The organism is Mycobacterium sp., from assembly GCF_036273375.1.
Classification (GTDB): Bacteria; Actinomycetota; Actinomycetes; order Mycobacteriales; family Mycobacteriaceae; genus Mycobacterium.
This window is the reverse complement of the sequence record NZ_DASUHS010000055.1, coordinates 1-20,343: the sequence shown is the minus strand read 5'-3', so window position 1 is coordinate 20,343 and position 20,343 is coordinate 1. Positions and strand designations below refer to the sequence as shown.

Annotated in this window: 13 protein-coding genes, 1 tRNA gene and 2 pseudogenes; 7 read left to right on the top strand and 9 right to left on the bottom strand. The window is 67.1% G+C overall.

Going from position 1 to position 20,343, the window contains the following annotated elements:
* The first annotated feature begins 77 nt into the window (after window positions 1-77).
* Genes VFW69_RS05260 through VFW69_RS05250 form a run of 3 tightly spaced genes read left to right on the top strand, consistent with a single transcriptional unit; the run spans window position 78 to window position 4,559 of the window.
* Complete coding sequence (locus VFW69_RS05260; protein WP_526498872.1) at window positions 78-1,073, top strand: hypothetical protein; 996 nt, start codon at window positions 78-80, stop codon at window positions 1,071-1,073.
* Window positions 1,070-3,652 carry a hypothetical protein gene (locus VFW69_RS05255; RefSeq protein ID WP_526498870.1) on the top strand — a complete coding sequence of 861 codons (2,583 nt, stop codon included), beginning with the start codon at window positions 1,070-1,072 and terminating at the stop codon, window positions 3,650-3,652. Before VFW69_RS05260 ends, VFW69_RS05255 begins: the two co-directional genes overlap by 4 nt.
* A 1-nt stretch (window position 3,653) precedes the next feature.
* Entirely contained in the window at window positions 3,654-4,559 is a 906-nt protein-coding gene (locus tag VFW69_RS05250) for a hypothetical protein (RefSeq protein ID WP_526498868.1), read from the top strand.
* Here the strand turns inward: VFW69_RS05250 and VFW69_RS05245 are convergent.
* From VFW69_RS05245 to VFW69_RS05215, 7 genes are all read right to left on the bottom strand, one after another.
* Window positions 4,556-5,881 (bottom strand): UDP-glucose dehydrogenase family protein, encoded by a 1,326-nt coding sequence (locus VFW69_RS05245; protein WP_526498866.1) that lies wholly within the window; start codon window positions 5,879-5,881, stop codon window positions 4,556-4,558. The two genes, VFW69_RS05250 and VFW69_RS05245, sit on opposite strands and share 4 nt — an antisense overlap.
* A gap of 90 nt (window positions 5,882-5,971) precedes the next feature.
* Window positions 5,972-7,435 carry a DUF7159 family protein gene (locus tag VFW69_RS05240; RefSeq protein WP_526498864.1) on the bottom strand — a complete coding sequence of 488 codons (1,464 nt, stop codon included), beginning with the start codon at window positions 7,433-7,435 and terminating at the stop codon, window positions 5,972-5,974.
* 163 nt (window positions 7,436-7,598) lie between these two features.
* Window positions 7,599-8,717 (bottom strand): DUF7159 family protein, encoded by a 1,119-nt coding sequence (locus VFW69_RS05235; protein ID WP_526498862.1) that lies wholly within the window; start codon window positions 8,715-8,717, stop codon window positions 7,599-7,601.
* Between the two features lie 177 nt (window positions 8,718-8,894).
* A complete protein-coding gene (locus VFW69_RS05230) occupies window positions 8,895-10,328 on the bottom strand; it encodes a DUF7159 family protein (protein ID WP_526498860.1) in 1,434 nt (477 codons plus the stop codon).
* 246 nt (window positions 10,329-10,574) lie between these two features.
* Window positions 10,575-12,668: a DUF7159 family protein gene (locus VFW69_RS05225; RefSeq protein WP_526498858.1), complete on the bottom strand. Its 2,094-nt coding sequence runs from the start codon at window positions 12,666-12,668 to the stop codon at window positions 10,575-10,577.
* Between the two features lie 48 nt (window positions 12,669-12,716).
* On the bottom strand, window positions 12,717-13,289 hold the full coding sequence (dcd, locus tag VFW69_RS05220; protein ID WP_526498856.1) for a dCTP deaminase: 573 nt from the start codon (window positions 13,287-13,289) through the stop codon (window positions 12,717-12,719).
* A gap of 29 nt (window positions 13,290-13,318) precedes the next feature.
* A complete protein-coding gene (locus VFW69_RS05215) occupies window positions 13,319-13,954 on the bottom strand; it encodes a VldE C-terminal domain-containing protein (RefSeq protein ID WP_526498854.1) in 636 nt (211 codons plus the stop codon).
* A 215-nt stretch (window positions 13,955-14,169) separates the two neighbouring features.
* Between VFW69_RS05215 and VFW69_RS05210 the strand changes: the two genes are divergently transcribed.
* Window positions 14,170-14,243, top strand: a tRNA-Gly gene (locus VFW69_RS05210).
* A gap of 87 nt (window positions 14,244-14,330) precedes the next feature.
* On the opposite strand, the gene mtnA is transcribed toward VFW69_RS05210, so the two are convergent.
* A complete protein-coding gene (mtnA, locus tag VFW69_RS05205; protein ID WP_526498852.1) occupies window positions 14,331-15,305 on the bottom strand; it encodes an S-methyl-5-thioribose-1-phosphate isomerase in 975 nt (324 codons plus the stop codon).
* Window positions 15,306-15,446: 141 nt separating this feature from the next.
* Window positions 15,447-16,106 (bottom strand): cutinase family protein, encoded by a 660-nt coding sequence (locus VFW69_RS05200; RefSeq protein WP_526498850.1) that lies wholly within the window; start codon window positions 16,104-16,106, stop codon window positions 15,447-15,449.
* Between the two features lie 198 nt (window positions 16,107-16,304).
* Between VFW69_RS05200 and VFW69_RS05195 the strand changes: the two are divergent.
* From VFW69_RS05195 to VFW69_RS05185, 3 genes and pseudogenes are all read left to right on the top strand, one after another.
* Window positions 16,305-16,520 (top strand): annotated as a pseudogene (locus VFW69_RS05195) (lipase family protein); the annotation flags it as partial.
* A pseudogene (locus VFW69_RS05190) lies at window positions 16,515-16,731 on the top strand (lipase family protein); the annotation flags it as partial. The pseudogenes VFW69_RS05195 and VFW69_RS05190, both read left to right, overlap by 6 nt.
* 267 nt (window positions 16,732-16,998) lie before the next feature.
* Window positions 16,999-20,211, top strand: coding sequence for a Kelch repeat-containing protein (locus tag VFW69_RS05185; protein WP_526498848.1), 3,213 nt, complete (start codon window positions 16,999-17,001; stop codon window positions 20,209-20,211).
* The last annotated feature ends 132 nt before the right edge of the window (window positions 20,212-20,343 follow it).

Here is a 20,343-nt window from a genome sequence, read left to right as displayed (position 1 = left end):
CATCGCTGCCGTGACTTGAGCGGGTTGGGTCGACAGTGCAGTCTTACTAACCAAGACCGGTCGGGAGGAGTGCTGGGGTGGATCGCCAAGGGCTGGCCGCCGATTGGGATAGTGGGATCGCCCCGGCGGTAGGCGGGCTGCAGGACAACCTCGGACCCCGAGGGCTGCAACTGGACTACTCGATCGAGTCGCTGCGCGCAGTGGAATCCCTTACCCGGGGTCTGTTTGAGACCGCCGAGCGAATGCTGTCCCCAGAGGAGCGTTCGCTCGTCCAGGCGTTGATGGCCTATGTCGGGCTTTCCTTGATACATCTCACCGGCGGGCGCTGGGAGTGGGACGGCCAACCGGGCTTCGCGCAGCGGGCCCATCCGCCCCTGGCCGACGCCTCACTTGCCGACGCGATCGCCACCCAGATCTGGGCCTGGCCCGATGCCGAAGACGCTGCGGTCGGGATCCCCATCGCGGTCCCGGGCGACGGACTGGGACTCGAACCCGTCTCTCCTTTGCATCTGCTGCTGGCCACGGCGGTCGAACAGCCTGGCAACGATGACGGGCCGGTGGCGCGAACCTACTCCGCTTGGCGAGCGAAGGTGTCCACCGCACCGAAGCCCGGGGTGGCCGGTATCGACATCTTCGACTCGCCCACTGCCTCAACGGAATTAGACGCCTGGCTGACCGCACGCCAGCAAGGGTTTGCCGGGTGGGCTAGCCGCTACCCCGGGACTTGGGATTACAGTCCCGACAGCATCGACACCCTCACCGAGCTGGCTTTCAAGCTCACTCCCACTACTGACGAATTCAACGATCCGGCCAACGCAGATTTCGTCGAGGGCGCCTCCTGGTATGTGGGCGAGGTGCTGCTCCGCAGCGTGGCGGCACGTTGGGTGCATCGCCCCCACATGGCGGCCCGCGACGGTGCCCCGGCGGTGGCGGGTTATCAGGTCCAGACCAACGACGACTCCGACACAGCGTCGCCGTTCCGGCTACTGCGCCTCAGCATCACGACAAAAGAGCATGAGGCGCGCGGACTTCATGATGAGTGGGTCGACTATTTCAAGGGTGGCCAATCGTGATGGGGTGGTTCCGGGGGCTCATTGTCCTGATACTGGTCGTTTGCTTCGGCCTGCACGGTGTGCCCGTAGCCCACGCGAATTACGGTGGCTACGGAGATTGCGACCCCGGGGTTCCGCTGCCTGGCCATGACGCGACAGAGATGGCCCGGCCCGATGAAATGCATACCTACGACTACGACCCGCTGAGCCAGGACGTCCGCAACGCGGAAGAACCCAGTCCAGACCAGCTGGAGCGGATCAGCGTCAATAATGCGGTCAGGGGAAACGCAGACACCCTCAAGGGAATGCAGGCTCGCTGGAAGAAGTATGTGAATGCCGGCGGCTCCAAGCCATGGGAAAAGTGGAAACCCGCTTATATCAACGTGCTTCAGAACCGGCGCGTCGGCCCGGCCTTCGAGAAATTTATGTTCGACAGCTGGAAGCTGGGCGACTTGCCACCCGAAGCCGGCTGGCAGACCAATAAGCAGCTGCCCAAGAATATTCTGCCGAGCGGTCCCGTCTTTGACATCTTCAACATCGCCGACAGTGTGCCGGTTTCGAAATGGCTGATGATCGAAGCCAAGTCCGGCACCACGCTGGGTGCGCACGCCCGTAACCAATTCGCCGACCATGTCAAGAGAATGGGGCAGCTTGGCTCGTCGCTGATGGTGATGTTCGCGGGCAGACCCACCGACGCGACGCAGAGGTGGATGAAGCAAACGATCGACGATTTGAGGGCTGCCGGCGTCAAGATGCCCCCCGCATTCTGCGCCCGCTATACACCCGCAAAGCCGCAGGAGCGAAAAGATCCGGGCTCTGCGGCGGGCAATTCGGCTCCGCGACCCGCGCCGGATCCTGTGCTGGATGAATCGGCGGATTCTCCCGAGGACCAAGCGCTCGAGGACCAGATAGCAAGTGGACTCGAGGCGGAAGACAACCCGACCGAGGAGCCGGCCCCTGGGCAGCCACCGACGAACGCGCCGATCCCAGCGGGCGCAAATCCAGCACCCGCACCGCAAGCACCCGCACCCGCACCGCAAGCACCCGCTCCCGCACCGCAAGCGCCCGCACCCGCGCCGCAAGCGCCCGCTCCCGCGCCGCAAGCACCGTTGCCCGCGCAGCCACGTTTGCCCGCACCGGCCTTACCGGCACCACAACTGCCCGCGCCGCCACGCCTGCCCGCGCCTGCCCTGCCGGCGCCACAACTCCCCGCGGCGCCACGTCTGCCCGCACCGGCCTTACCCGCACCACCACGCCTGCCCGCTCCTGCGCTTCCCGCGCCCGCGGTTCCGGCACCGCCACGACTCCCCGCACCCGCGCTTCCGGCACCCGCGCTTCCCGCACCCGCGCTTCCGGCGCCCGGGGTGCCGGCACCTTCCGTTCCCGCTCCCACGGTGGGCGTGCCCGTCTCGGCATCGCCGGGCCCCTTCGGCGGTATCGACTTCACCTCGTTGGAGATGCGTTACGTCACCGACTCCGTCAATGGCAAACCGGCCATGCAGTACGCCTTCAGCGCCAACACTCTGCCGGTCACGGAGGCCTCCTACGGGGGACGGCGCAACGCGAAAATGGCAATGGACGCCTTCTATGTCTGGCTGTCCCTGCCGCCGCAGAACTTCTGGGTGAACCTCAAACCCACCGAACCAGACCGCATCATCGAGGCGGCGTTCGGCCGGACGGAAGCCGGGGAAGTGCTGCTCGAGGCGGACCTGGAAATGAAGCTGGTGTCAGCCCGACTGCAGAAAACCGACACCGACCTCGGTCGTCGTTTCGTCGACGCGATGCAGGGCAACAAATGCTATTTGGGTAGGCGGTTATGGATCGTGCCGCAACCGGCCGAAGTCCACGAAGACGGCGACCAGCTCTACATTCTCGACACGCCGCTCACGGTGAAGATCGGGACCGATCAAAGCGACGTCACTCCGGGCACCGACCTGTGCCAAGACCAGGATCCGGCGGTCACGGACCACAACGGTCAGCTGTACCAGCAGATGATCATGCCTGCGCTCATCGACGCGGTAAATCACAACCCGGATTTCGCCGACCTGCGCCGCGTCTACACCAGTCGGGTCGCGGCCGAGTGGTATCGGAAGCGCAACGCCAACAAGCCAACTCAGTACGCGAAGCTCATCGACTCCGGCAACATCGACGACCTGACCGTGGCATGGGATCCGCGCGCGGTGTGGGAGCGTTATCTGGACTCCACGAAACACCCCGAGCCCACCTTCAGCTGGACCGACCCTAAGGGGACGACGTGGACACGATCGTGGGGCGGAGTCGATTTCAGTAAGGTCGAGACCCACGACATCGGTGCGCCGGAGTTCACCCAGAAGTACGCCTCGGTCGCAAAGACAGCGGGGCCATCGATCATCGGCCCGCTGGTACAGGACAACGCCAAGCAGGTGTGGTTGGGCAACGTGGTCAGCTCGGTACCGCTGGACCAGATCTGGCCGTCGAAGCTAAGTCCGTGGGTGCCGTTCGTGGCTCCGGCAACGGCGCCCTCAAAGCCGTTGTTCTACTTGGTGATTCTGCCCGCGGTGGCCTGGCTGGGCGGCGGCGGATATCTCCTCTGGCGTCGACGAGCGAATGGGGTGCGCTGACATGGCCGGCCCGGGAAATCCAGACCAGCACGCCGCAGGGGCCGACCCGTTCGGCGGCGATCCGTTCGGCAACGCGGCATCCGACCCGTTCGGCGCCGATCCATTCGCCGCCCCCGGCTCCGATCCGTTCGGTCAGAGTGAAGCCACTGCCTGGCTTCAACAACAGGCCCGCAACGCGCCGCCGCAGCCCGCGGCGACTTCCGCACCGGCGGCTCCGCTCCGCGCGCGCCCTCCGTCGCAGGCACTCCCACCGCCACCGGCAGCGCCGCCACAGTCGAACCCGGCACGGCAGCGTCCGGCCGTCGACGCTTCCGAACTGCCGGACACGGTGGCGTTCGCCGGCTGGTTGTTCGCCGGCGTAGGTGCGGTCATGCTGACGCTGGCCATCGCGGTCGCCATGGCGATCCCCGAATTCGACTGGTACTACGGCAGTCACACCTGGCTCGCGGTATCAGCGGCGACAGCCGGCGTGCTGCTCGGTGCGGCGATCATCTGGCAGGCGATCCGAATCGTCAAGCATCGACGCCTCGCTCGGCCGGTCGCCATGATCGGATGCGGGCTGATGTTGTCGCTCGCCGCGTTCGGGCTCATCGCCGAACCCGGCAGTGCGGTGGCCTGGTTCACTCACTTGACCCAGGCAGGCGCCATCACGGCCGGCATTACTGCGGTCGCCACCGGCGTACTGCTGTTCCTACCCGCATCCAACGCATACTTGCATCGCGACGCCCACAAGCCGCCTCCCCCTCCAACTTTCGCCGAGATAGTAAACGCGGCGCAGCATGCACCGAGAGCCACTGCGACACCGCAGCATCCACCGGCAAGCAGACCGGCGACCGCACCGCAATACCCACCGGCAAGCAACCCGCCGCCCGCACCGCGGCCCGCCGATTTCGACCCGTTCTCCTAGGGCCGCGGGGCCCCCAGGCGGTATACCCGCCAGCCCGCCCGCTGCCAGCGGGCGGCGTCCAGGCAGTTGCGGCCGTCCACGATAACGCGGGCCCGCACACGGTCGGCCAGGTCGTCCGGGTCCATGTCGACGAACTGGCGCCACTCGGTGAGCACCAGCACCGCATCCGCGCGCTCGCAAGCCTCTTCGACCGAGACGGCATAGTTCAGCGTCGGGAAGAGGCGCTGCGCGTTGTCGAGGGCCTTGGGGTCATACACATTCACCGCCGCCCCGTTGAGCTGCAACTGGCCCGCGACGTTGAGCGCGGGTGAGTCACGCACATCGTCGGATTCGGGCTTGAACGCCGCGCCGAGCACCGCGATGTTGGCGCCCAGCAGCGAGCCACCGCAGGCCGCGCTGGCCAGTTCCACCATCCGGGTGCGGCGGCGCATGTTGATGCTGTCCACCTCGCGCAGGAACGTCAGCGCTTGGTCGGCGCCCAGCTCGCCGGCGCGCGCCATGAACGCGCGGATGTCCTTGGGCAGGCATCCGCCGCCGAAACCCAAACCGGCATTGAGAAATTGACGCCCGATCCGGGGGTCGTAGCCGAGCGCATCCGCCAGCAGACTGACGTCGGCACCCGCCGCCTCGCATACCTCGGAAATGGCGTTGATGAACGAAATCTTGGTCGCCAGAAAGGCATTGGCGGAAACCTTGACCAGCTCCGCAGTCTGTAAATCCGTCACCAGGAACGGCACCCCGGCCTCGAGCAGCGGCCCGTACAACTCCCGAACGGCGGACTCGGCGCGCGTCGAATCCTGGTTGACGCCCAGCACAATCCTATCCGGATTGAGGGTGTCTTGCACCGCGTAACCTTCGCGGAGAAACTCTGGATTCCAGGCGATTTCGACGTCGACGCCATGCGGCGCCAGCGCGGCGGCGCGCTGGTTCAACTCGGCCGCGGTGCCTACCGGAACCGTCGATTTCCCAACCAGCACCGCCGAAGTCGTCAACCGCGGCACCAACGCGTCGATGACGGCATAGACATGGCGCAGGTCGGCGCCGTATTCGCCCTTCTTCTGCGGTGTGCCCACGCCCAGGAAGTGCACGTCAGCGAAGTCGGCAGCCATGTCGTAGTCGGTGGTGAACCGCAGGCGGCCCGCAGCCAGGTTCTCCTGCAACAGCTTTCGCAGACCGGGCTCGTAAAAGGGGATGTCACCCCCGGCGAGCTTGGCCACCTTGCCGGGGTCGATATCGATCCCCAGCACGTCGTGTCCCAATGCCGCCATCCCAACCGCATGGGTAGCACCGAGGTAACCCGTGCCGAACACGGTGCATCGCATACAACCGGTGTAGGTGGCCCCGATGAGCTAACTGCATCGCGGGGCTAAGCGGGAGGCAAACGGCAGATGACAGGTGGCTGCCGTCAGGCGCTAGTGGCGACCGAAGCCGCCGTGGCCTCCGCCGAAACCGGGGAAGCCGCCGCCGCCATGGCCACCGCCGCCGCCGGGGAACCCGGGGAAGCCGCCGCCGCCACCGTGTCCGCCGCCACCGTGGGGCCCGTCGTCACCGCCACCGTGGCCCCCTCCCGGGGGTCCACCGAAGCCCGGCCCACCAAGGCCCGGTATTGGAAGCGGAATGGGCACCGGGATCGGCGCCAGCGCGGGCGGAGGAACTTGCGGAGCCGCCGGCGCGGGGGCCTCCGGCACCGGAATAGGAGCGGGAGCCGCGGGCGCTGGAGCGGGAGCCGCGGGCGCTGGAGCGGGGGCCTGGGGAACGGCCTCGGGGGCGGGAGCGGGAGCCTCGGGAGCAGGAGCGGGCGCCGCCGGTGCGGGTGCCGGCGCCGCGGGAGCCGGCCGGGTGGGCGCGACGACGACGTTTTGGTTTGGGCTGGGCCGCACGTTGGCCGTCGGCCGGATGGCGATGGCCAGCGACACGACCAGTGCCACCACGCCGATGACGAAGATTCCCGCCACCACGGATCCCACCAGCCTGAACGAGCTGCGCTCGTGGTAGTCCGCGCCGACCAGCGCCGTCGCGGCCGTCTGCGAGCCGGTGAAGAACTCGTCCGGGTCGGTGGGCACGGCGCTGTATGCGAGTCCCTCCGCGCCGGCCTCGCCCGGAGTCTCGAAGTAGCCCGGCGCGAGGGCGAGCGGGTTGATCGCACCGGTGCCGGGATCCTGCGCGTAAGCCAGCGCCGCAGTCGACGAGGAGAACAGCGGGGCATGCGCCGACGCCAGGGCCGCGCCACGGGCCAGCGCGGTCTCCGGCTCTTCGGGCGCGGTCAACGGCAGGGTGGTCGCCGCCTCCAGCGCGGGCTTGATCATCGGGAGGTCGATCCCGGAGCCGACGACGAACACCGCGTCCGGGCGCGTCTCGAGGTTTTCCGCGTTGGACACCATCGCGGCCAGCTGGGCGACCGCCGCTTCGTCATCCTCGGGCAGGGCCTGCCGCGAAACGTTGGCGATCGACCCGTCGGCGCTGTCGACGACAGCCAGCGTCGCGTTGTCGGGCTCGATGTAGAGCAGCGCCGTCTGCGCGTAGTTGGTCTGATGACCCACCGCTTGGGCCAGCGCCGCCGCCGCCAGGAAGGCCGAGACGAGCATCACATTTTCGACCTTGTGGGCGGCCAGCTTGTCGCGCAGTGCGGCGGCCTCGACGGGGTCGGTGAACGTGACCCCGGTCGATGCCAGTTGGTAGCCGCCTTCTGCTGCGCCCTGACGCGTCCCCAAGATGGCCGAAACTACCTGGTCCGAGGCGGCTACCGTTGCTGCATCATCAGCCGCGGCGACGTCGAAATCGTCTTCATCGACGGTCGCGCCGTCGCCGTTTTCCCCCTCGACCAGCACCATCCGGACTGCAGTCGGCGCCATCGACACACCAAGTACGGTGTCCAAAGCTCCTCCAATAGTCGGTTGCTAGCCATTCACGGTAGGGGCGGGCCGTCTCCACGATGTGGTGGCGCGAGACTCCGCCGAGGTCCCACCGTTATTCCCCTAAAGAGCCGATTTTACGCTTGTTCGGCGCTCGGGCGGTGGCCCGGGACCGGGCCGCGCAGGACTACGGGGACGGAATTTGTGTGCCCAGGTGGCGCTGCAGCCAGTCTTCCCAGCGTTGATGGTCACCGGAATGCGGCGAGGGTTGTGGTGGCGGCGGGGGCGCTTGGGGCGGTGCCGCAGGAGCGTCCGATGGCGGGGGCGGGCCCGGCGGACCGGCGTCCGGATTCTGCGGGGCGACGACATTCGTGCTGACGTCCGGCCGCTGGTCTGCGTGCGGCCTGATACCGAAGGCCAGTGCCAGCGCCAACGCGAGGATGCCGGCGATGAAGACCATCGTCACGGCGACAATCGCCAATACCGACTTGCGGCTGCCAAGCCGGCGCGAAGGGGCGTCGGTAAGCCGGTGCGCGTCGGGGGCCGGGTCGTCTTCGGCACTGTAGGCGAGTTCGACCGCAGCGGCTGGGGAAGCCTGCGCGGCCGGCATCGAGACCGTTCGCGGCGCTCCCAAGTTCGCGTTCGCCGCGGCCAACGAGGCGCCCCGCGCCAGAGCCATCTCGGGTTCCTCGGGCGTGGTCACCGACAGTGCGGTCGCCGCCTCGAGCGTCGGCTTTATCGAGGGGATGTCGACCTCCGAGCCGACCAGAAACACCCCGTCGGGCCGCGCCCTCATCGACTCGGCGCCCGAGACCATCGCGGTCAGCTTCGCCAGCGCGGCGTCGTCGCTGCCGGGCAGCGGGTGCCGGTGCAAGTCGGTGACCGTTCCGTTGGAGGTGTCGACGACCGCCAGGGTGGCGCTGGCAGGCTCGACGAGCAGTAACGCGGTGCGGGCCCAATTGGTTGCGCTGCCCATGGCCTGTGCCAGCGCCGCGGCGGCCATGACCGCCGAGACCAGCATCACGTTCTCAACCTTGCGTGCCGCCAACGCGTCTCGCAGCGCCGCCGCCTTGACGGGGTCGGTCCAGCTCACTCCGCTGGACTTGAGCCGATACCCGCCCTGAGCAGCGCTGTCCCGGGTGCCAAGAATGGCTGCGACGACGTGATTCGCTGCGGCAATGGGCGTTTCATCGCCTGCGACGGTGAAACCATCCTGCTCGACAGTCACCCCGCCGGCAGCTTCACCTTCGATGAGCACCATGCGGACTGTCTCAGGTGCCATAGACACGCCAAGTACGACGTCCACCGCTCCTCCACATCGTCCAATTGGTTGCTGCGCCATGCCAGGACAGCTGCGTTGCCACCGCCTTGGGACCTCGCGATTCGGGAGTCAGCCGGAGTTGCCGAGAGTTCCGGCCGCGGCCACACCCTAGTCCGCCACCCTAGCCCGTTGGGTCAGACACGCGCGCGAACCGCGAACGCGCTATCGGTGGCCGAAGCCATGCCCGCCACCGAAGCCGTGGCCGCCGCCTAATCCATGACCCCCGCCGAAACCGTGGCCGCCGCCAAATCCGTGACCACCGCCGAACGGACCGTGACCACCGAACGGTCCGTGACCACCGAACGGTCCGTGACCGCCCAAGGGCCCGTGGCCCCCGCCGCCACCGCCCAGCCCAGGCACCGGCAGCCGAGGCGGCGGAACGAACACGGGCGGCGGCAGGACCGGTATTGGCGGAGCCGCGGGAGCCGGCGGCGCAATCGGCGGCGGCGCGGCCAATGGCTGCGGAGGTGCGATTTTCGGTTGAGCCTGCACGGGCGGCCCGGGATGAGGCGAGGCCGGCGTGGGGGCTGGGGCGACGACGTTCTCGTTGGGGCTGGGCCGTAACGCGACGGTCGGACGGATGCTAATGGCCAGCGCGATTTCCAGCGCCACCACCGCGGCGATGAAGATCACCGCCAGCGAGCTGCTGACCAGCAATAAAGACTTGCGCCGCCGCGCGCCTTCATCGAGACCGATCAGGGTTTTGGCGGCGGCCTCATCGTCCGCCACGGCGCTGTAGGCGACGTTGGTCTTGCCCTTGTCGACGTCGGCGGCCAGGGCCGCGATATGGCTGCGGTATTCGGGCTGATAGCCGGGTAGCAGGCCGGGAAACTGTCCGGCGAGCACGAGCGGGTCGACCTCGCCGGTGCCCGGATCCAGCGCGTAGGCCAGCGCGGCCGTCGATGACGCGAACAGCGGTGCATTCGCCGAAGCCAGCGCGGCGCCGCGCGCCAGAGCCATCTCCGGCTCGTCGGGCACGGACAACTCGAGCGAGGTCGCGGCCTCCAAAACCGGCTTGATCAGCGGGATGTCGACGCCCGAACCGACGAGAACCAAACCTTCCGGTTGCGTTTCGAGCGCCTCGGCGCTGGAGGCCATGTCGACGAGTTCGGCTACCGCTTGGTCCTCGTCGTCCGCGAGTGCTCGGCGGCGCACCTCCGAGACCGAGCCGTCAGCGGTGTCGACCACGGCCAGGGTTGCGGTGTAGGGCTCCACGAACAGGAGCGCGGTGCGCGCGTAGTTGGTGGCGTCACCAACAGCCTGCGTCAGCGCGGCCGCGGCCATGAAGGCCGAGACCAGCATGACGTTTTCGACCTTGTGAGACATTAGGGCGTCGCGCAGCATCGCCGCTTCGACGTGATCGGTCCACGTCACGCCTGTCGAGAGCAGTTGGTAGCCGCCGTCGGCTGCGCCCTCCCGGGTGCCGAGAATGGCTGAGATCACTTCATTGGGGGCGGTGCCGGGCCTGGCGATGCGTTGGGTGTCGACCTCGAAGTCGTCCTCGTCGACGGTGACCCCGTCGGCGCTTTCGCCTTCGACCAGCACCATGCGCACCTTCGTCGGCGTCATCGAGACGCCAAGCACGATGCCCACCACCGCTTACGCTCCTCCTGCCCAATTTGCTGTGCTGCCCCAACACCCTCATCGGCAACACCACTATTTATCGATCACCAGGAATCTCATGCCATAGCGGGGCGAGGGCTGCATGCCCGCATATGTTGCTGGGCTGATGAAATTCTGGCGGGTGAGGCGGCATCTTTTGGCCAGCCTCAATACCCCGACCCTACCCGTGTGAGCTCGGCAGTGAGCGCCGATTGCTGTGCGTTGGTGTGACAAACCGGACTAGTGGTGTCCGCCGCCTCCGCCGCCGCCCCCACCGCCGTGGCCGCCGCCAAAGCCGCCCCCACCGCCGAAGCCGCCACCGCTGTGGCCGCCTCCGAAGCCACCGAGTCCGCCGCCGCCGGGAGCCGGAGCATGACCGCCACCAAAGCCGCCGAGACCACCGCCGCCAGGGCCACCCGCAGCAGGCGTGGGAACGTGGCCGCCACCCAGCCCGCCCGAACCGCTACCGGGCGCTGGAACGTGACCGCCGCCCAAACCGCCCGGGCCGCCCGAACCAGGTGCGGGAACGCGGCCACCCGGGCCACCGGAGCCCGGCGTGGGAACGTGGCCGCCACCCAAACCGCCCGGGCCGCCCGAACCAGGTGCGGGAACGTGGCCACCCGGGCCGCCGGAGCCCGGCGTGGGAACGTGGCCGCCACCCAAGCCACCCGGACCGCTACCGGGCGCCGGGACGTGACCGCCACCCAAACCACCGGATCCCGGCGTGGGAACATGGACGCCACCCAGGCCGCCCGGGCCATTCTCACCAGGCGTCGTATTGTGGCCGCCGCCGGAGTTACCGGGACCGCTCGGCTTGGGAGGGGCGCCTTCGCCCGGGGGCGTCTGATGCGGCGGTGACTGCGGAACGGTGACCTGCGGCGGCTGCGGGATGTGCACCGGCGGTTGGGGCTGCACCGGCTGCGGGATGTGCACCGGCGGTTGGAGCTGCACCGGCTGCGGGATGGACAAACGCGGGGCTTCGAGCATCGGCGGGCTCTCGACCGGGTTGGGAAGCGGGATGCGGACGGGTACCGGAACCGGCACCGGGGGGACCACGACAGGAACCGGAACGACCTGGGCCGCGGGCAGCGGAGGCGCCGCCGGCGGCGGAACCGCGGGCAGCGGCGCGGCGACCGGCGGGCTCAACGGCTGGGGTGCCGCCGCCTGGGCTGGCAGGCTGATCTTCGCCAGCGGTTCGGACGCCTGCACCGGCGCCGGGGCCGGCGCCTGCTCGGGGACGATCAGGTGTTGGCCCGGTGTTGGCTGCAAGGCAACGGTTCCCGTCGTGCGGATGCCGATCGCCAACGCGATTTCGAGCGCCAGCACCGCGCTGATCCCGACCACCGCCAGGCCGCTGCCGACCAGCAGGACCGGCCGCCGCTTCGGCTGGCTCTCTTCGGGAAGGAAAAGCTTCTCGATGACGACAGTCGGTGAATCGGCGTCGTCGTCCCCCACCGCGCTGTACGCGAACTCGTCTTCGCCGGGCTCCCGCCCAAACGGGACATAGAGGTACTCGGGAAGGGAGTACTGGTCGACGGCGCCGGTACCGGGGTCTTGCGCGTAGGCCAGCGCGGCGGTCGACGATGCGAATAGCGGCGCGTTCGCCGACGCCAGTGCCGCGCCGCGGGCCAGCGCCGTCTCCGGCTCCTCGGCCACACTCACGTCGAGGAACGTCGTCGACTGCAACACCGGCTTCAACGGAGCGACGTCGACGCCCGAGCCGACCAGGAATAGGCCGCCCGGCAGGAGTTCCAGCTTCTCCATCCCGGCGACCATCGCGCTGAGCTGCTCGCCGGCATCGCCGTAGGACTCGGCGTGGATCTGTTGTTTGTAGACGTCCGGGATGGAACCGTCGGAGGTCTCGACGACCGCCAGGGTCGCAGTGTCGGGCTCGACCAGCAATACGGCGGTGCGCTCGTAACCCATTGCTCCGCCGACGTTTTGCGCCAGCGCCGCAGCGGCCAAAAAGGCCGAGACCAGCATCACGTTGTCAATCCGGTGAGCGGCCAGGGCGTCGCGCAGCGCCGCGGCTTCGAGTTGATCCGTCCATGTCACGCCGATAGACGACAGCTCGAGCCCGGCATCGACCGCACCCTCGCGGGTGCCGAGGATGGCGGAGATCACTTGATCGGGCCCGGTCGTCGCAGCCGCATCATCGACGTCGGTGACGTCGAACGTGTCCTCTTCTACCGTGACGCCGTCGGCGTATTCGCCTTCCAGGACGACCATTTGGATCGATGACGGTGCCATCGACACCCCGAGCACGATATCCAATACAAACCCCTCCAAAGGTATTGCACGAATGAACCACGGCCAGGCGGAGGAAAAAACCATGGCTAACTAAGTATCGCGCACATGGGGAGCGTGAGAGCCCCTCAGAACCTATGTAGTCCGTATGAAGTTCTGATAGGAGCGCGACGGCGTAGGTCCTCGCTGGCCCTGATACTTCGAACCAACTTGCGTACTGCCGTATGGGTGTTCGGCGGGACTGGTCAACCGCAGAATGCACAGTTGACCGATCTTCATGCCCGGCCACAGGGTGATCGGCAGGTTGGCGACGTTGGACAGTTCCAGCGTGATGTGGCCGCTGAACCCGGGGTCGATGAACCCGGCGGTCGAGTGCGTGAGCAGACCGAGGCGGCCCAGCGACGACTTGCCTTCCAGGCGACCGGCGAGGTCGTCGGGCAAGGTGATGAGTTCCAGCGTCGAGCCGAGCACGAACTCGCCGGGATGCAACACGAACGGCTCCCCGGCGACGGGTTCGACCAAGGTGGTCAACTCGTCCTGCTGCTTGGCCGGGTCGATGTGGGTGTAGCGGGTGTTGTTGAACACCCGGAACATGCTGTCAAGGCGCACGTCGATGCTGGATGGCTGTACCAGGCTGGCCTCGAGCGGCTCGATGCCCAACCGCCCGGCGGTGATTTCGGCCCTGAGGTCGCGATCGGAGAGCAGCACGCGACGAGCCTAGCTTCTGCGGATTGCGCTCAGCGGAGATAGACCTCGCTGCCGTTGGGATACCCGCCGCCGGTGGTCGTGACGTGCACGTGGTCGTAGTGGCCGAGCCGGCTCGTCTGCGCTCCGTTGGGCGTGTAGTAGACGCCCCGCCAGATCGCATCCTGGATGCCGAACCGATCCGCGTTCTGCAGCACGTAGGCGACGATTTCATTGCCCAGCGCGATGCCATCGGCGGACCCCGGGTCGGGAATCATCACATCGAGCGCCAGGCCGAGGGGGTGCCACGGCAACGGATCCGGGCGCACTCCCCCGATCTCGTGGATCTGGGGGAAGTCCGCGGTGATGCTGCGAGCGGTCAGGATCGTCCGGATCTGCAGGCCCTGTTCCGGGGCGACGTCGGCGGTCAGGAAACGGGCCCGGGTGTGATACCGCGACGCCGCGGTCGGCTCGCCGTCAGCGACTCCTGTAATAAGCCGATTCGATGCCGCGGTCACGATTTCCACGCAGCAGGGAGCGACGTCGCTGATAACGGGCGTGGCTTCGGTATGGGGCGCAAATGGATGGACGTCCGCAGACACCGCGAAGAACACGGCCGCGGGAGCGAGCACCGCTGCCAGGCGCACTGACGGTTTACGTCGCTTCCTGGCTAATTCGTGCCGACCCACCCCGAGCACATTACGGTGCGATAACTAAATAATAAACATCGGCTGATTGAGAATTGCGTCATAGCCGACTTAGATTCCGCGGGTGCGTGGCTGAGTAAGTTGCCGACGATGTTTGGTAATTGCGCTCTGATGACGTCGCGCGCAATGGCCACCGCCGCGTCGCCCTTGGAGACGAGCGTCCGCGGCGCCGGATGTTAGCCTTCTGAGGCGACTGTGCCGATGTAGTTCAATGGCAGAACATCAGCTTCCCAAGCTGAATACGCGGGTTCGATTCCCGTCATCGGCTCCACGCTGACCTCGACATTTGGCTCCATAAGCCTATTCGGTTTGCAGCTCTATAGCCCGGGCTTGCCGCGACCACGGCAGAGGTTTCGTCTCAACGCCAATAAGGCCGGTAGCGGCCGTGCTCGGTGACGACGGCGGTGATCAGGTCGGCCGGGGTCACGTCGAAGGCCGGGTTGAAAACGTCCGCGTCCGGCGGGGTGATCGCGGTGCCGGTGAATGTCCTGATTTCGTCGGGCGTGCGTTCCTCGATGGCGATCTCGGCGCCGGTGGCGAGCGACCTGTCGACCGTGGACGAAGGCGCGACCACGACGAGCGGCACGTTGTGATGATGCGCTGCGATGGCCAGGCCGTACGTGCCGATCTTGTTGGCGACGTCGCCGTTAATCGCGATCCGGTCGGCTCCTACGAGTACACAGTCGACGAGGCCGCGTGCCATCGCCGCCGCGGCGGCGCCGTCCGGCTGCACCCGGTAGGGCACGCCCGCCTGCGCCAGCTCCCACGCCGTGAGCCGGGCACCCTGCAGCAGTGGACGTGTCTCGTCGACCAGCACCGACTCGACCAGTCCGCGCTCGTGAAGGTGCCACACGACGCCGAGCGCACTGCCCCAGGCCACGGTGGCGAGGTGACCGGCGTTGCAATGACTGAGCAGCCGCAGCGGGCGGCGATCGCATAGAGCGAGCACGATCTCGGCGGCGTGGGCGGATGCGGCGCGGTTGAGGCGTTCGTCCTCGTCGAGGATTTCCAGTGCTTCGGCGAGCACGGCTTCGGCGCCCTCATCGAGTTTCTCGAGCGCGCGCGCGACTCCCCAGCTGAGGTTGACAGCGGTCGGTCGTGCCTTCGCGACTCGTTCGGCCGCAGTCCGGATGTCGCCTCCTTCGCGGGCCGCCAGCACAACGCCGAGCGCTCCCGCGGCGCCGAGCGCCGGAGCGCCGCGCACGGCCAGGCGGCGGATCGCGTCGATCAGCTCGTCGACGGTGCGCAACGTGACAACGCGGTAATCGGTCGGCAACGCGGTCTGGTCAATAATCGTGACCGCGTCGCCGTCCCATTCGATGGTCCTGCGCACGAGCCGACCCTAGCCCTCGGTTAGCGCAAGCCCAGCGCACGGTTGTTATACCCAACCGCGGAATTCGCGCGGCCCACCTGAACATGATGTTGCGCCGGTCGTGACCAACAGTTTCTTCAACACGCAGGCTCTCCTCCGCATCTAGAGCTTGCCGGCGACGAAGCTAGCGGCCTGATCCACCAGTCCGGAGTCGATGTATGAGGGCTGCAGATGCGACGGCCAATTCGTGCCTTTCCCGCAGATGGGGTCGCCGGCCGCGCACTGGTCGATCGTCTTACCGGCAAAGGCGGGGGCGAGTCGCCGAGTGCCATTGCCGAACAACGCGACCGCCGCGATGTGCTGATCCACGCCTGGCGGCAAGGGGTTGGTGAAGCCGAATGCCGCGCGGCCCCCGGTCACGAGATCAGCCACCTCGGCACCCAACGAATAGCCGCCGAGCACAATGCGAGTGTTCGGGCAACTTCCGGCCATAAATTGAACATGGGCGCTCATATCGTTGGCGCCACTGCCGGTGCTTATGTTGGCGGGGTAGTTAACTCCATAAACGCCGACCGACATACGCGTCTTGCCGCGCAGTGAATTGACGAGCGCGTCGCCGACTGCGCCGACGCCGGGCGGTTCTTCTCGGCCGCGAGCGAAAACCACTTCGGCATCGGGGCATGCCGCCGATGCCGCCGGAATCATTGCCGCGATCGGCAAGGGCGTCGCTGCCAGGGCAATCACCACTGCCGCGGCGAGCAGGGCGGCGGCCGCCCAGCTGAGGACACAATGCTCGCCTGGTGTTATCGCGACAAGCCTCATAACGCGATATTACGGATTTACTGACAATGCGTTGACCAATCCGGTCTCCGGCGTGGTAGCCCGACGAATTGATTGCTCCGCAAATACCCCGGTGGTTTCCGATGACAAAGGGTTGAAAACCCGGTACCGCGGGTAATGCAAAGCACGGGCGGCGTCGGCGCGCCCCGTATGCGATACGCCCAGGGGGTTGCCACACCAATGGACAGCCATTCGGCCACACCAGTGAAAGCCGCAAGCCCGCCGCACGATGAGCTACGACGCGGCGAACGTCCGATCTCACCCGGCGATGACCCGTTCTACCGGGCGCCAGTGGGATACGAGCACGCCGAACCGGGGACGGTGTTGCGCTCGCGCGACGTGGAGATCGGATGTCTGGGTCTCATCAGTCAGCCAGTGAAAGCCACTCAGTTGCTGTTGCATCCACGGTCGGCTCCCATGACGCTGAGGTGGCTGCGCGACCGATTCGCCGACCGGCGGGTCAACGAACACAAAACTCACAGTGTGGCCGACAATGTTCAATCCGTCGACGTACTTGGGCATGGCCGAGTTGGGCGTCATTACGGCGAAGGTCGTCCTCGGGCGCTCGGGCGAACGCCAACCGCTGTCGACCACGGATGCCCAGTAACTCCTCACGTCGGGCAAAGCGCCGCTTACCAGGACGCCGAGGACGCGAGGTAAACCGTTGGCGCGCCTAGGAACGAACGCCCTCGGCGCCGGGGGCTAAGCAACGCTGGCCGCGGTGGCGCTGGTCGCTGTGTTTCGGAAAACGCCAGCGGGAGAAATCGTCACTCCGCTTGCTCTTCAAGATCGTCGCCGGAACCGTACGGACGACGAGCGGATGTTCGCTACGCTTGACCCGATTCATAAGTCCCTGGGAAGTCGAGGCCAGGTAATGGCTGAAAGACCCAAGGCTCACGCCCCGGCATCGGGACGGAGCGAAGTCGTGGCGGAGTTAGCCGCGGCCGGATTCGACAACGCGCGCCAGATCGCTCGAGGCGCCGCCGGAGTGGTGTACTGCTGTCGCGAGACCGCGCTGGGGCGAAACGTTGCGATCAAGGTGCTGCCGACATTCAGCGATGACGCGGGTCGGGAACGTTTTCTCCGTGAGGGCTACGCGATGGGCGGGCTCTCCGGGCATCCGAACATCGTCAATATTCTGCGGGTCGGCCTGACCGCGAGCGGGCGCCCCTACATCGTCATGTCGTACTGCCCCGCGGGTTCGCTGGGTCTCCGGGTGCAGCGAGAGGGACCCATCGCTTGGCCGGAAGCCGTGCGGATCGGCGTGAAGTTGTGCGGAGCGCTGGAAACCGCACACTTGAGCGGCACGTTGCACCGCGATATCAAGCCGGCGAACGTACTCGTCAACGACTACGGCGAACCGCAGTTGACCGATTTCGGGACCGCCCATGTCCCCGGCGGGTACGAGACGGCGGCCGGATTATTCTCCGGCACAATCGATTACCTGGCACCCGAGATAATGACCGGCGAGCCCGCGACGGTCGGTAGCGACGTTTACTCTCTCGGCGCCACGATCTATGCGCTCATCGCTGGCAACGCCGCATATGAGCGCCGCGGCAACGAAGACCTGCTTGCCCATTACACGCGGATCAATAGCACGCCAATTCCGGACTTGCGGCATAGCGGAATCCCGGAGGCGGTGTGCTCGGCGATCGAGATGGCAATGGCGCCCGACTTGGATGAACGTCCGGCGTCAGCGGCGGATTTTGGTCGCGGGTTGCAGGAGAGTCAGCGCCGCAACGGTTTGAAGCCCGATGCGATGGCCATCACTGCCGCCGGCGCCGGTTCGGGACGCACGGTGGGCACCCCGGCGGGTCCGTCGAAGACGCGGACCCTGTCACCGGCCGGCGGTAAAACGGGCGCGCCGACCCAAAGACCGCCAAGGATCGCCAGACCCGGGCCACGCAATGCCGACTCGGAAAACGCCACCTCTCTGATCAATTCGCTGAACGACCGCAAGAACACGGCGGCGCCGTCGCGGCCCACCGGTCCACAACACTCCGATCAACCCACTACATCTGTAGCCATGCGCGGACCAACTCCTGCCACGCCAAACACATCTGAGCCGACCCAAGCGATTCCCGAACCTACGAGCATGACCGAGGCGATCGCGCCGTCGACTTCTCCGGACCCACGTGCGGGCGCGCGTCGCGGACCGGCCGCCGGGGCAGTGGCGTGGATGGGCTCGTCGGGAAAGAAGCGCCCCCGCGTCACTGCGCCGCTGATCGTCGTCGGAATTGTGGTGGCCGTGCTGGTGCTGGGCAGCGGTGTCTACGTACTGCTTACGCACAACAGGAACCACCAGGCCACCGCGAATCAACCCAGCGGCCAAACGGTGAATTGGCGGCCGATTACAAATGCCCGCATCGCGCGCCAGGCGGCGGCGACCACGCAAGCCGACGGCACCATCTGGATCTTCGGCGGATTGGGAAGCAACCGCGCACTCGTCGCAAACCACGAGGGCTACGACCCGGTCATCGATAGCTGGAAAAGCGGTGACGATCTTCCCGTTCCGGTTCAACACGCGATGGCGGTGACGTGGCAGGGCAACCCGATCGTGCTCGGGGGCTGGCGCGCCGCGGGTTCGCAAAAGGTTGCGAGCGACCAGGTTTGGCGCGTTGTCAACAGCCACTGGGTCGAGCTGCCCCATCTGTTGCAGCCCCGGGCGGCAGCGGCAGCCGCAGTGGTGGGAGACCGCATCATCGTCGCGGGCGGCGTCGACTCGAACGGCGCGCTGCTGAACACCGTCGAGATATTCGACGGCAATTCCTGGACCCTCGGCACCCCGATACCGACCCCCCGCCAGATGCTGGCCGCGGCGTCGGACGGGAAGCTGGTGTACACGGTGGGCGGCACCAACGGCACCAACGGCACCAACGGGACCACCGACCTGGCGACGGTCGAGGCGTATGACGCGGCCGCGAAAAGCTGGACGCGATTGCCCGACCTTCCCCAACCGCGCGGAGACCTCGGCGTGGCAATAGCCGACCGGCGCCTGGTCGCCGTCGGGGGGCAGTCGGCGGGGCAAGTCCTCAAGAGCGTGTCGGTGCTCGATCTGACGACGAATACGTGGGCCGGCTTGCCGGACATGGCGACAGCGCGGCATGGCATGGCGGTCGCCGCGGTAGGGCAAGCCGTGTACTCGATCGGCGGGTCGAGTGATGTCGGCGACGGCCAGGCGACCTCGTCGGCGGAGGCGCTGCAACTACCGCCGCGCCGAATGCAGCCGGCCGCGCAGTGGCGTTCCCTGCCCGACGCACCGACCGCGAGATTGATGACGGCGTGGACCGTGCTCGACGACAAGATCTGGATCCTGGGCGGCTTGCGCGACGGAGTCGCGCTGCAGACGGTGGAGAGCTATGACCCGCGCACCGGCATCTGGCAACCGCAACCTCCATTGCCCATTCCACTGCATCACGCGGCGGCGGCAACCTATCGCGGCGAGGTAGTGGTGCTTGGAGGCACCAGCGGCGACATCACCCAGGCGTCCGCCAAGGTGTTCGCGCTGCGCGACGGCAAGTGGGTCGAGTTGCCTAACCTCACCCACGCACGTGCGGCGCTGGCAGCCGCAGTGGCCGGCGACAAACTTGTAGTCGTCGGCGGGCAGAACGCTAAGCAGCTCGTCCCGCAAACCGAGGTTTTCGACGGCAGCTCGTGGCACGACGCAGCCAACATGCCCACCCCGCGCGAACATCTGGCTGCAGTGTCGGACGGCACGTACGTGTACGTGGTCGGCGGGAGATTCCTGTCGGCCGACAAGAACTCCGCGGCGTTCGAACGATTCGACCCGCAGGCCGGGACATGGACCAAGTTGGTCGACATGCCGACCCCTCGTGGCAGCTACGGCGCCGCTTTCATCGACGGCCGAATCTTGGCGGTCGGCGGTGAGGAACCGACGCAGGTGGTGGGAGTGGCCGAGATGTACAACATCGCTGACGGAACGTGGTCCACCTTGCGTCCCATGCCCACCCCACGCCACGCCGAGGTGGTCGCAACGGTGGGCAACACCGTCTACTGCATTGGTGGCGCAAACCGGCCCACCCACGAAGGCCCTGTCGCCACGGTCGAGGCCCTGGACTTCATCTAGCCGTAGTTGTACGTCAAGGGCGCTTGAGCCGGCTGCGCCAACCCACGAATCCTGCGTACACGACCGTCAACAACCCCAGCATGCCCACGTCGAACAGCCAGGCTTGCGCCGTGTGTTTGAAGTGGCTGTCTT

Bases quoted from the DNA above. Each gene is read 5' to 3' on its own strand.
- VFW69_RS05245 (WP_526498866.1), bottom strand. From the start codon at position 5,881: ATGCGATGCACCGTGTTCGGCACGGGTTACCTCGGTGCTACCCATGCG.
- VFW69_RS05185 (WP_526498848.1), top strand. From the start codon at position 16,999: ATGGCTGAAAGACCCAAGGCTCACGCCCCGGCATCGGGACGGAGCGAA.
- VFW69_RS05250 (WP_526498868.1), top strand. From the start codon at position 3,654: ATGGCCGGCCCGGGAAATCCAGACCAGCACGCCGCAGGGGCCGACCCG.
- VFW69_RS05225 (WP_526498858.1), bottom strand. From the start codon at position 12,668: ATGGTTTTTTCCTCCGCCTGGCCGTGGTTCATTCGTGCAATACCTTTG.
- VFW69_RS05200 (WP_526498850.1), bottom strand. From the start codon at position 16,106: ATGAGGCTTGTCGCGATAACACCAGGCGAGCATTGTGTCCTCAGCTGG.